This is a genomic window from Catalinimonas alkaloidigena (genome assembly GCF_900100765.1).
GTDB lineage: Bacteria > Bacteroidota > Bacteroidia > Cytophagales > Flexibacteraceae > Mooreia > Mooreia alkaloidigena.
On the sequence record NZ_FNFO01000007.1, the window covers coordinates 344,947 to 357,406 of the forward strand.

Sequence of the window (12,460 nt, forward strand, 5' to 3'; positions counted from 1 at the left end):
AAAACCTTATGGACCTTGCTTCGCCTCACGCGCGACTCCCTATTCTTTTTCAGGAGCAGCAACAACACAAAGCGCACCTCCGCCAAACGACCGCCAGTGCCCGAATTACCCAACTGAAACGCCTCCGAAAGGCAGTGTATGAACAACGGTACGCCTTGCGACGCGCCTTGCAGGCTGATTTTGGGAAGCCGGGGGTGGAGACAGATTTTACCGAGATTTTTCCTCTTTTGAAGGAAATTGACCACGTGGTGCGCCACCTGAAAGACTGGATGGAGCCGCACAAGGTGTCAACGCCGCTGGCACTGATCGGTTCGCGCGCGTTTGTGCAGTACGAGCCCAAAGGCGTGGTGCTGATCATGGCTCCCTGGAATTACCCCTTCTACCTGCAACTCAGTCCTCTGGTGTCGGCCCTGGCGGCAGGCAACGCCGCCATATTGAAACCCTCGGAAATGACGCCCCACACGGCGGCGTTCATCCGGCAACTGATCGAAACCTTGTTTCCGCCGGAAGAAGTGGCCGTGGTGGAGGGGGGCAAAGACGTAGCCGAGGCGTTGCTGGCACTTCCGTTCGACCACATCTTTTTCACGGGCAGCCCGGAGGTGGGCAAAGTGGTGATGGCCGCGGCCGCCCAGCACCTGACGTCGGTCACGCTGGAGTTGGGAGGTAAGTCGCCGGTCGTGGTGGACGAGACGGCCGACGTGGCCGACGCAGCCCGGAAAATCGCCTGGGGCAAGTACATCAACGCGGGGCAGACCTGCATTGCGCCCGACTACCTGCTTGTGCACGAACACCAGCGGGTGCCGATGCTGGAGGCACTGCGGACCGCGTTCCGCCAGATGTACGACGAGGGAGGCTACGCCCGCATCATTAACGAACGGCATTTCCAGCGGCTCAAGACGTTGCTGGAGCAGGCGCAGGCGGCAGGAGCGGTGGTGGAGGAAGGCGGCACGATCGACGCAACCCAGCGCCTGATGGCCCCGACGGTGCTGACCGGCATGACGGAAGCCATGCGCCTGATGCAGGAAGAGATTTTCGGGCCGTTGCTGCCGGTCGTCTTTTTCCGCTCGCTCGAAGAGGCCGTGGCGTGTATCGAGCGACGCCCCAAACCGCTGTCGCTCTATATTTTCTCACGAAATGAACGCCACATCGACTACTTGTTGCATCACACCAGCGCCGGGGGGACGGCAATCAACGAAACCATCTTACACGTGGCCAACCCGCGTCTGCCGTTCGGGGGTGTCAACCACAGCGGCCTAGGCAAGTCGCACGGGCACTGGGGATTTCTGGCCTTCAGCAACGAACGGAGTGTGCTGCGGCAGCGAGTGGGACTTTCGACCGCTCAGCTAAGTTACCCGCCCTACACCTCGACCACCGAAAAGATCTCGTCCGGGCTTTTAAAATACGGTTAAATCATACAAAAGTGAGTCGCGGTACGGGTTGAACCCCCGAAACATTTACTTTTGCGCCGATGAAAATAGAAGGGGTGCTTACCCAGGTGCTGATCTGGCGCTTACGACACGTTTCCAACCGAAATTTCATCCTCATTCTGGGCAGTCTGATTGGGGTTTTGGCGGGAGTCGTGGCCGTCACCCTGAAGGCCGCCGTACACTTTGTGCAGGAAGCGCTCGAGCTGCGTTTCGGGTTTGCCCATTCATTCAATTTCCTTTTTCCGTTCGTCGGGTTGCTGATCACCTACCTGCTCAGTACCTACATTTTGCACGACCGTCCCGGCCACGGCATTACCGACATTCTGTTCAGCATTGCGCAGCGTTCCAGCATCATCGCGCGGACGCGCATGTACTCCCACATGATCATGAGTGTGTTTACCGTGGGGTTCGGCGGATCGGCCGGACTGGAGGCCCCGAGTGTTCTGACCGGCTCGGCGCTGGGGTCCAACATTGGGCGGCTGATGCACATCAATTCCAAGAAACGCACGCTGTTGATCGGGTGCGGGGCGGCGGGAGCCATCTCGGGTATTTTTAACGCGCCCGTCGCGGGCGTCATCTTCAGCATCGAAGTCATTCTGGCGGAAGTTTCGCTCGGTGCTTTCATTCCGCTGCTGCTGGCCTCCGTGTTTGCTTCGCTGGTGAACCACACGCTCGCCGATCCGTCCATTCAGTTCTACTTTCAGATCAACGAAGGGTTTGTGGTCGAGCATTTTCCGTTCTACTCGTTCATGGGCATTGCCTGCGGCTTTGTGGCGGTGATGTTCCGGCAGATCGTGACCCGTTCCGAAACGCTAATCACCCGGTTTACGCATCCGTTCGTACGCCTGCTGGTGGGTGCTTTGGGGCTCAGCGTCGTGGTGCTGGCATTTCCGGCGGTGTATGGGGAAGGATACGACATGATCTCGTCTTTACTGACGGGCGACATCAGTGTGCTGCACTTCGACACGTCGCTGTTCGGCCGTTGGGGCGACGCCTATCCCTGGCTGCTGGTGCTGTTTATGCTGCTGCTGATCATCATGAAGACGGTCGCTACGGGCCTGACGCTGGGGGCCGGGGGAAGCGGGGGGACGTTTGGCCCTTCGTTGGTCATTGGCGGGCTGACGGGTTTTTTCTTCTCGCGGCTGCTCAACTACGTCTGGGGCGAGGCACCGGTGCCGGAGGCGAACCTGATCATGACGGGCATGTGCGCGATGATGAGTGGCGTGCAGTATGCGCCGCTGACGGCCATCTTTATGATCGCCGAAGTGACGGGGGGCTACGCGCTGTTTGTACCGCTGATGATTGTCTCGGCGCTGGCCTACACCACGGCCAGTCTGTTCGAGCCGTATTCGATCTACACCAAACGGCTGATCGAGCGCGGGCAACTGCTGCGCCACGACAAAGACAAGCAGGTACTGAGCGTGATGAAAATCCGCAAACTGATCGAGAAAGACCTGTTGCCGGTGAACCGCGACTCGTCGCTGGGCGACATTCTGAAGCTGGTGACCCTTTCGAAGCGCAACATTTTTCCCGTGCTGGATGCCGAACGGCGGCTGGTGGGCATCATCACCCTCGACGATTTTCGGAAGATCATGTTCGATGAAGAAGCGCAGCGGACCGTCTTCGCCCGCGACCTGATGCATTCGCCGCCGGCCGAAGTGGGTTCCGACGAAAATATGGCGACGGTGATGGAAAAGTTTGAACGGACCGGAGCCTGGAACCTGCCGGTGATCGACGACGGCAAATACGTCGGCTTTTTGTCGAAGTCCCGCATTTTCAACGCCTACCGCGGGCAGCTCATCCGGCAGAACCGCGAATAGCCAATCTTTTCGCCGGAGCGTGCGTAACAAAAGCGTTATTCTACTTTTTGCCTCATCATGCAATCTTCCGATACCTCCTCTGTCGACTTCCAGCCTACGCGCGAAACGTACTATACCTTGTTCGGCATTTTGGTAGCGCTCTTTTTGGGTGCTCTCGACCAGACCATCGTCGCAACCGCGTTGCCCAGCATCGTGGCCGACCTGCGCGGCCTGGATCGGTACGCCTGGGTGGCGACCTCCTACCTGGTCGCCTCGACGGTGCTGGTGCCCATCTATGGCAAGCTAGCCGACATGTACAGCCGTCGGAAAATTGAACTGAGCGCCATTACCTTGTTTCTAACAGGATCGGTGCTGTGCGGACTGGCGGGCGAATTCGGGACGCTGCCTCTGCTGGGCGACGGTATGAACCAGCTCATCATCTTTCGCGCGATTCAGGGACTGGGCGGAGCCGGTCTGTTCGGCATGGCCTTCATCATCATCGCCGACCTGTTTCCGCCGGCGGTGCGCGGCAAATATCAGGGATACGTCGGCGCTACGTTCGGCATTTCGAGCGTGTTGGGGCCGTGGGTGGGCGGCTTGCTCACGGACTACGGCGGTGCGATTGTACCGGGCATTGCGGGATGGCGCTGGGTGTTTTACGTGAATCTACCGTTCGGCGCCCTGGCGCTGTGGTTCATCATCACCCGCATGCCGCCCCTGTTGCCCTCGGGCAAACGCCTGCGGTTCGATTACCTGTCGGCCCTATTTCTGGTGCTTGGGCTGGTGCCGCTGGTGCTGTTTGTGCAACTCGACGCGCGTCTGCTGGCCTGGACGTCGCCCTGGCGCTGGGCATTGCTGGCGGGTGCCGTAGCGGGGATGGGGCTGTTCTACGGACGATCGCGTCGGTCGCCTAATCCCATTCTGGAGTTTTCCTTGTTTCGCAATCCGGTGTTCGCGCGCTCCAACCTGGCGCTTTTCCTGTTGGGGGCCGCCTTTCTGGCGCTGGGCATTTTCCTGCCGCTGTTCATGGTCAACGTGTTGGGGGTGTCTGCCACCCGGGCGGGGGTGAGCCTCATTCCGCTTTCGCTGGGAGTGGTGAGCGGGTCGGTACTGTCGGGGCAACTGGTCTCCCGCTTTGGGCATTACCGCCGCTGGATGCTGATCGGCATTGCGCTGTTGGTGGTGGGGACGCTGTTGCTCTCGCAACTTACGCCCGACATTGCCTACTGGCGCGTCACGCTCTACATGCTGATCTGTGGCTTGGGCATCGGGCCTTCCATGCCGCTCTACACCCTGGCCATTCAGAATGCCGTCGAGCGGCCGCAGATCGGGCAGGCCACCAGCGCCAGTCAGTTTTTCCGGCAGATCGGCGGGGCCATCGGGACGGCGCTCATGGGCATGGTGCTGGCGACCACGCTGGCCAGTGCGGGGGTGATGGAAGGCGGTTTTTCCACCGAAAGCAATGCGCCGACAACGGCCGAGGCCCCTGCACCGGCTGAATCGCCTACTACGCCAGCATTTGTACAAGAAGCCTTCACCCGCGCCATCACACGCATCTACCTCTACGTAGCCTTCATTGTGGTGGCGGGTGGACTGGTCACCTTCACCATTCCCGAACTGGAATTGCGCAAGACGAATGCCGCTCCGGCGCGGTAAGTTGCTTTTTACGAAAGGATGTCCGACCTTTAAAAGAATCGGTTCGTATTGGCTAAGGTATTGTTTTGTAGAGAGTTAGCGTAAAAATGACGCTGGTAGTAATGGGCCGCAGAGGCGTTGCCGTTAGGGCGTAAGTTGTAAACCATTCATGTAATCAAGCTGTATTATGGAAGAACACGTATCTTCTTCGGAGGGAACCCTCGATCGGTTGGAGGACATGGAGCGCACCTTTCTGCACAGCCCAGAAGCCTTTCAGGAAGTGTTACACATGCTCGTGGAGCGTTTTCAGGCCCTGAAAGAAGAATTAGGGCATGTGGTTGCCACCCGCCACCATCAGGAACTTCTGTACAAAGTGCACCAGTTGAAAGGCTACCCGTTAGCCTACTCCAGCCAGATTTTCGCTGGGGTGTATGCGCAAATCTACCGTACCCCTCAACCGACGGAAGTCCAGTGGCAGGCGTGGGCACAGGTGATTCTGGACGAAATCAATGCGATTCAGGAAGCCGCGCGTCGCCGTATCGCCGAATACGAACAGTCCTGATTCCTCCTGTCCCTGTACAAGTTCTCACGGCAGAGCGAACTCTATTTATCCACAATTGCGGGATTTTTTCCACACGAAGCAACAAATCCCCACGTTCTGGCGTCACTCCACCACGTACGGTGCTACCCGGCGCCGAATCCTGTCCTGTCCGGACGCACTAACTCGGTCCGAGGCGAGTGGTATGGGCCGCGCTTATCCGAATTGGTAAACACATGGGTGCTCATGGCGGCTTGGCCCGCAGCGGGCGCACGTTCGAGTTGCTTTGCTATGGTACGAACCAACTATTTTCGCGAGACGGACTTTACCTATCGCAACCATCCTCACGAGTATCTGGAGATTCTGGACCTGATGCGTCAGAAATTCGAATCGGTTGAGGAACTGTGCCGTCAGGCATTTCAGAACCAGAACCGTACGCTGTTGCTCGCGACGCTCCAACCCCTGGTAGGGTATCCGCTGGCCCCCGCTAATTACATGATCGGCGGGCTTTGCCGCGAAATTCGGTCGGTAGCAGTGCCGGACCCACACACGTGGGCGTGCTGGCAGGAAGAAGTGATGCCGCTGCTGGAAGACGTGCGTAAAGAAACCACACAGAAGCTGGCGCAAAGCGGGCAGACGTGGTAAAGAAGGGTGAGCTTTTGCAGACAAACCTTACAGCAGATTTTCCAGGGATGGTGATGCGGCTTGTGCAAAGGTTTGCATTTGATGCCTAACCTCCTTATACTTGGTCTTCTCTTTCGGCTTTTGGTATTCTTTCCTGCCCACCAAGCCTGGTTACCGATGGAAATGCCCAATTTCTTTTCGCACACGGACGAAACATACGGTCAGCACCCTGAAATGTATGAAGTGATGTTGAGCTTGCTGGAAGACAAGTTCAGAACCACCAGCGAGCTGCTGGCCACCATTTTTCTGTCGCGCCACCGGGAAATGCTCTGGCGCGAACTGCACGAACTGCAGAGCTACCCCCTGCCCCCGGCACACGAGGTGTTTCGGCATTATTACTGGGAAGTGCGCGATACGCCCCTGCCCAGCTCCCTGGACTGGCAACGCTGGCAGGAAGTGCTCGCCCCCCTGGTGCGTCAGTTACACGTTGCTACTCTACAAAAGCAGGCCCGGCTTGAATTAGTTTTGAAAAAGGTGTGAAATCTCCGACAAACCTACGTAACATTGCCCATTAAACTCTCTGTGCGAGAGAGGAGTACCGTATGATGTATTGGGAATGAAGAAGGACGAACTGTTCGAAGTCGCCCTCACACGTGAAGAAAGAACCTTTTTACTCCGGCATTTGGAGGGAATGCTGGGAGCGTTGAATTACGTAGTAGGAGCCGACCCAGATAACCTGCAAGCAAGACGCGATCGCGAACTCTTCACTTCAATGAAGCTGAAGCTTGAAGTACAACTCCCCAGGCATTTGTAAACGACAGCATGGCAATTGGCGGTAGCTGAGGCACGGCTCAGCCGGGAAAGGGTAGGGGCAGGGCAACATTAGGCGACTCCCTGTTCGATCTCTTTCCGCGCATCGGTATAGAGTCTGACCGCCCAGGCCTTGGCTTCCAGAATCTTGTACTGCATCACGTACAGCTCTTTTGCTTGCGCAGTAGGCAGGCGCCAGCTTAACGAATGGCGCGTCAGCAACTGCAACGTATCCACGCAGTAATGAATCAGGTGGGCAGGCGAGGCGCGTGTCAGCTCACGGCCGTCCAGCGTGTACCAGCGTACTTCCTCCGGGTACAGGCGAATCTCGAAATCATCGGCGTTTTCGTCACTCCAAAGGGCTTTCTTGTTAAGGGGGGAGAAAACAAAAGGCCCTACCTCCACATAGCCCAGCTTGTTGCTGAACATGAGGGTTCTGTTCTTCCCGATTTCTATTTCAACACTTTCTGAACTTGACATGGGGCTTGACACAGCTGTTTTTAAGACTGCAAACAACCTTTCGGAAAGCCGGCTCGCGCGCTTGCTGATGCGTTCGTAGATTTCCCAGCAAATTCTACGTTTGCGCATACAACGAATCACTTTATGCAGATAAGATAATGACATTACAACCCGGAGTTGAGCCTACAGACCGCTACTTCCCAGCATGATTGGTAGCAGTTGGGCAGAAGATCAGGGGTAGTGTTTTTGATCGTTACCAGACGATTGGCGTTTGCACAAACGCGAACGGCCCGATACGTACCAGCGTACAGCATTTTCATATCTCTCGCATTCCCTTATCGCTTCCTCGGGAGGAAGCGTCGATGCTGTTATACAATATTACGAGAGATCTGGTCTGGAAATCAGGCGATTAAAAGATTTTTACTACCTCCGTGCAAATTGCAGGTTATCGTACCGATATTGTGGAGCTCGCAACGCCGTTCTCACGCTACCGACCGTCGAAGGGGGGGAGGCAGCGGGTTGTCCTCCTCCGAAGAGGGCGGCCTCACGCCGGTTGATGGCATGGCCTCGGCCCTGTAAAGAGCCGGCGGACCCACTCCCAGAAGCTTGCTCTCGGCAGGAAAGGCAGCGAGTGAACCTGGCGCAACCATAGTGGTTACCGGCCCAGCAAGCGCAGCCCTCAAAACCGAGTGGGTGGTGCACGGGCAAACCATTACGGGTCAGGAAGCCCTACACGCGCTAGCGTTCATGCGGAGGAACCTACTGCTAAATCGCATCTACATGAAAATCCTTTTGCCACACACGATTGAAAACACGACCGGAGAGAAAATCACCTTCTTGAGAATTACCGTCAAAGACGGTGTGGAGTACCTGGAAGGAGAAAATGAAGTGCAGCCTAACGCCGGCCCGCCGATGCACGTGCACTACCAGCAGGACGAATCCTTCACCGTGATGGCGGGGAAACTAGGGTATCAGACGTGGGGACAAGAGAAAAAATACGCCGGCCCTGGCGAAACGGTGCTGTTTAAAGCGGGTGTACCTCATAAATTCTGGAACGCTGGCCCTGACTTACTGCACTGCACCGGATACATCAGCCCTGCCGGGAATTTAGATTACTTCCTCACGCAACTCTTCCAGTCGTCCAAGGAAAACGGCGGCCGGCCTGGAATCTTTGATGCCGCGTTTTTGCTCAATCGCTACAAATCGGAATTCGGCTTGTTGGAAATTCCGCAAGTTGTCCAAAAGACCCTGTTTCCTGGGGCCTTGTTGCTGGGTAAGCTTCTGGGAAAATACAAGAAATTTAAGGAGGCACCCCCTGCGATGTAAAAAAGGCAGCCCGCTGCCTTCGCTGCCGTTTTGGGGACAACACTGCCGACCTTGGTTCCTGGAAGACATAAACCTATAGCGCCAAGCATCGAAGATAGACCTGTCAACTTTGATGGATAACCAAGGCGTTTGACAACGACCCGATCCAGAGACTGGGTGTAACATACGGTCGCCTATACCCATCTGTGGGTAACTCCAACTGCGAAAGTACTGCGCAGGCTCAGGCGACACATGGGTTTGCGAAATGCTATTCCAGCTACCGAAGGCAAACTCATTTTTGATCTTATCAAAAAACATTCTTTAAAAACCAGGGTTATGGCACTTTCGTTATTACGATTTTTAGACATCATACTGGCGGCCTTACTGGCCGGAACAAGTTTTGGCATTTGGGTGGGATTCAACCCCGCTATCTTTTCAGCATCCACCTATGTGGAACAACAGCAAAACTTGGTTAGCTCACTCAATTCTTTGATGATAGTCTTGGTGATTGCCGCAACCGTAATCACATTGCTTTCTGCCTTTCTCCAACTGAAAAATAAACCTGCGTTTGTAGCTCTTCTCTTGGCTGCCGCTCTTTTTATTGCTTGCATGGTCATCACACGCTTTGGTAACGTGCCTGTGCAGACCGAAATACTAAAATGGACCGTGGATACGCTACCCGAAAATTGGACAGATTTTCGGGACAAGTGGTGGTCGTTTCATATTGCAAGAACAGTTGTAGAATTGGTAGCATTGGTGCTGATCACCTGGACAGTTGTTAAAAACAATCCGGCACAAACAAAATGACCAGAAGTAAGACGGCAGCGGGCGGTAGCTATTCGCAATTCTGGCGTTAAGTCAGGTTTGTGTTGCTCATAAGGACTGTGCTTCTGTAGTCATGACTTGATTCGTACGGGCCCCTTTCCGTTCCGGGTAGTTCCAACCCGTTGGGTACACTAGAAATCCCATTGACCGACTAGAATCAGGGTGTGCCAAGTCCGCTACTTGTAATAAGGTTCAGATTGGGGAGTGCTATGTACCAATCGGCGGAATAGGACCTGAGCGTAATTTGGTGGTTGTGGTACGTTCGGTATTCGCAGGAGCTATTCCTAAGAGCAGCTTGTTGCGGAAAATTCGGCAAAAGACCAAAGGCACGGAGGGCTGGGCCAGGTACTATAACCTTTCATAATCCTAATGCGCGCCGTCAGCGAGTCCGCGCGGTTGGGCTTGTCACAAGCTTGGCGTTAGGCTTCCGCTACGATCTGCTGTGGGGTACCTGATCGGTCGAGCCAAACGAAGGCACCATTAAGCTGTTAGAACCTCGGCTATCTGCCCGAAATCACAAGGCAAACGCACCGTTGCTAAAAGCGTCTCTTTCTTCTTACCCGCCCTGGCAAGTGGTTAAAGTAACCGAACGAAGGTCTAAAAGTAGGAATTACGGACTTTGTTGAAGTGGAGTCTCCTCTAACAGCCTCCTTGTTAGCCAAGAAAGGACCTCTCTTGAGGCTAACGTAGGTAAATCCTCAAGTCAGTAAGATCCGTTTTCATTTTGATCATTGCCTGGAGATTTAGGCGATGCCGTTATACGGGAAATCGCAATAGCTGTAAAACTAAATTATATCAAGACAATCGGTTCTTGTTTGAAGTATACGGCTAAAGCATGTGGTTAAAACAAGAAGACTCGGCTGGTGGTCATGAGGAAAACGACAGCATATTTTGACAAGGGCACGTCTGTATATGCATGAGATGCCCTCAAGATGAATGTTCGTTCGAGAGTTCTATTATTTATCTGTAATTTTAGTACAATGGAATCAGAAATAACCCTTCAGATCGTTCTTATCCAACCCACGCCTGAGGTAATGTTTGGTTTGCAAAAGGGATCTGGTAGCAAGTACGAAACAATCCAAAAGCAAATTTCCGCCTCTAGCGATTTGACTTTTGAGTTTGCGGTTAAGGTGAAAGGTGATAGTTCCAAAGATACACTTCCCAGATTTTCTGGTGGTTTTGTCCAAGGTCCCCCAGCCAATCAGTTTGTGTATATCGATATCGGTACATATGCTGGGCAAGTTAACTCGATTTGGTCGAGACGACTTAAAATACCTTTGACGGGTATTACCTGGGAAGACATTGCGGCCTTATCCAGTAATGCAATGCTGCAGACCCGTGTTCCTGGAACCGGCAAAGATGGAGGGCCAAACTGCGCCACTGTAAAACCCTTTGCAGGTTGGCGTCTTAAGTAGTACTAGTCAAGTCAAAAGTTGAAATCGTAAACGTCGCTCTAACACCCTGTAGGACTTCCTTAGCAAAGCGACGCTTGCAAAGTAGTTGTTGGCTGTTGAACTGCAAAACGAAAATCAACAGCCACCAGGTTGGGCATGTGCTCGCACTTGTCCGTGGGCTGCACTAGTCAACCAACACCCTATTTGAGGTAATTGCAAGAGGTTAAGCTTATTATTTTGACTGTGCTTATCTTTCAAATCAGCATTTTCCGACGCGTATGAATGATGTATAAAAGTTTTTTTCCCAGTGCGCTTTTGTGGGAGCTGGTAAGAAACTATACCACCATTCGTCATCAATAAAGTAGAATAAACGATACGCTTGGCTTTATCAGGCCATGTAAATGACTTTTTTTAAGTAGCACTCATCATTGCAGCCAACATCTGCTCGCGACAAGCCTGGGCATAAGCATGACCCCCCTCTACTACCGGGCAGTATGATACATACACTTGACGAAAAGTTTATGCGTGATATGGTGAAGGTATTTGTGGAGACCCTTGAAGAACTAAGAGATTGGCTTCTGAAAAACCATGATCAGGCCGAAAGCGTGTGGCTTGTAAAGTGGAAAAAAGGATTTGGCCCCTCTCACCTCAGCTATGAGGCGCTTGTTGACGAACTTCTGTGTTTTGGCTGGGTAGATAGCCTTCCGAAGCGGCTGGATCACCAAAAAACTATGCTCCGAATTTCTCCGCGCAATCCTGCAAGCAACTGGTCGAAGGTGAACAAAGAGCGCATCGCCCGCCTTACCCAAGAGGGAAGAATGGAAGCACCGGGCTTGAAAGTGGTTGAAGAAGCTAAACAAAACGGAGCATGGGATTTTTTAGATGATGTCGAACAGCTAATCGTTCCTCCTGACCTGGAAGAAGCGTTTAAGGGTAACGACAAAGCAAAGTATTATTACGATCGCTTCCCAGCCTCTTCAAAGAGAGGGATCCTCGAATGGATTAAGAATGCCAAACAGGCATCAACACGGCAAAGACGCATTACAGAAACCGTCAGAAAAGCTTCCCAAAATTTAAAAGCTAACTTCCCTCAAGGAAAGGATGCAGGACCTCAGGAAGGATAGTCGACCACCCTGTAAAGTGGGTTGGTAACCACTGCTGGCGCTCACCCCTATCCCTATTCCCCACTCAGTCATACATTCTACGTTCAGCCCCTGTCGTAAGGGTACAAGCACTGTTGCGCTCTAACCTAGACTACGATTTGCGATCCGGACTTCGAAGGGGTAGCGAAAAAAGAGTATCGACTTTCGAGCCCGTTACTCCACCGGAAATGCTGATCCAGGCAATGCTTTAGTGTAGCAAGGAAAACGGTTGTTTTTTTGGCTACAAGTCCCTTCTCCTATCGAGGTATTAAATAAGTAAAACAAAATAAAGGAGAAATTGGCTTTTATCGTTTCGCCTATACACCTCTATAGCGAGATAAACGAACCTCTACTAGGGATGACCCTTTCTTCATACTCTACCGAACGGTTGCTTGCTATGGATATAGTGGAATTCCTACAAAAGACCGGACATTATTTTCAAGCGGCGTAGTGCGGATAGGTTAGGATATCACCCAGCTCCAAGGCTCCGGGCTCGATGAAT

At 53.5% G+C, this 12,460-nt stretch carries 12 protein-coding genes; 11 read left to right on the top strand and 1 reads right to left on the bottom strand.

The window, feature by feature from the left end:
* Positions 1-8 precede the first annotated feature (8 nt).
* From BLR44_RS18360 to BLR44_RS18390, 7 genes are all read left to right on the top strand, one after another.
* Positions 9-1,409, top strand: a complete 1,401-nt coding sequence (locus BLR44_RS18360; protein WP_089684693.1) for an aldehyde dehydrogenase family protein — start codon at positions 9-11, stop codon at positions 1,407-1,409.
* A 59-nt stretch (positions 1,410-1,468) separates the two neighbouring features.
* Positions 1,469-3,247 (top strand): chloride channel protein, encoded by a 1,779-nt coding sequence (locus BLR44_RS18365; protein WP_089684695.1) that lies wholly within the window; start codon positions 1,469-1,471, stop codon positions 3,245-3,247.
* 57 nt (positions 3,248-3,304) lie between these two features.
* The gene (locus tag BLR44_RS18370; protein WP_089684697.1) at positions 3,305-4,882 is read left to right on the top strand and encodes an MDR family MFS transporter; all 1,578 of its coding nucleotides are present in this window, start codon (positions 3,305-3,307) and stop codon (positions 4,880-4,882) included.
* 166 nt (positions 4,883-5,048) lie between these two features.
* On the top strand, positions 5,049-5,423 hold the full coding sequence (locus BLR44_RS18375; RefSeq protein WP_089684699.1) for a hypothetical protein: 375 nt from the start codon (positions 5,049-5,051) through the stop codon (positions 5,421-5,423).
* Positions 5,424-5,690: 267 nt separating this feature from the next.
* Positions 5,691-6,044, top strand: a complete 354-nt coding sequence (locus BLR44_RS18380) for a hypothetical protein (RefSeq protein ID WP_089684702.1) — start codon at positions 5,691-5,693, stop codon at positions 6,042-6,044.
* A gap of 162 nt (positions 6,045-6,206) precedes the next feature.
* A complete protein-coding gene (locus BLR44_RS18385) occupies positions 6,207-6,563 on the top strand; it encodes a hypothetical protein (RefSeq protein ID WP_218127118.1) in 357 nt (118 codons plus the stop codon).
* A 76-nt stretch (positions 6,564-6,639) separates the two neighbouring features.
* The gene (locus BLR44_RS18390; RefSeq protein ID WP_143017365.1) at positions 6,640-6,837 is read left to right on the top strand and encodes a hypothetical protein; all 198 of its coding nucleotides are present in this window, start codon (positions 6,640-6,642) and stop codon (positions 6,835-6,837) included.
* Between the two features lie 68 nt (positions 6,838-6,905).
* On the opposite strand, the gene BLR44_RS18395 is transcribed toward BLR44_RS18390, so the two are convergent.
* Complete coding sequence (locus tag BLR44_RS18395; protein WP_089684708.1) at positions 6,906-7,262, bottom strand: hypothetical protein; 357 nt, start codon at positions 7,260-7,262, stop codon at positions 6,906-6,908.
* Positions 7,263-8,072: 810 nt separating this feature from the next.
* On the opposite strand from BLR44_RS18395, the gene BLR44_RS18400 reads away from it, so the two are divergent.
* From BLR44_RS18400 to BLR44_RS18415, 4 genes are all read left to right on the top strand, one after another.
* The gene (locus tag BLR44_RS18400; RefSeq protein ID WP_089684751.1) at positions 8,073-8,618 is read left to right on the top strand and encodes a cupin domain-containing protein; all 546 of its coding nucleotides are present in this window, start codon (positions 8,073-8,075) and stop codon (positions 8,616-8,618) included.
* A gap of 315 nt (positions 8,619-8,933) precedes the next feature.
* Complete coding sequence (locus BLR44_RS18405; RefSeq protein WP_176956111.1) at positions 8,934-9,404, top strand: anthrone oxygenase family protein; 471 nt, start codon at positions 8,934-8,936, stop codon at positions 9,402-9,404.
* 998 nt (positions 9,405-10,402) lie between these two features.
* Positions 10,403-10,837, top strand: a complete 435-nt coding sequence (locus tag BLR44_RS18410) for a DUF5990 family protein (RefSeq protein ID WP_089684713.1) — start codon at positions 10,403-10,405, stop codon at positions 10,835-10,837.
* A 473-nt stretch (positions 10,838-11,310) separates the two neighbouring features.
* Positions 11,311-11,940, top strand: coding sequence for a YdeI/OmpD-associated family protein (locus BLR44_RS18415; RefSeq protein WP_218127119.1), 630 nt, complete (start codon positions 11,311-11,313; stop codon positions 11,938-11,940).
* Positions 11,941-12,460: the final 520 nt, after the last annotated feature.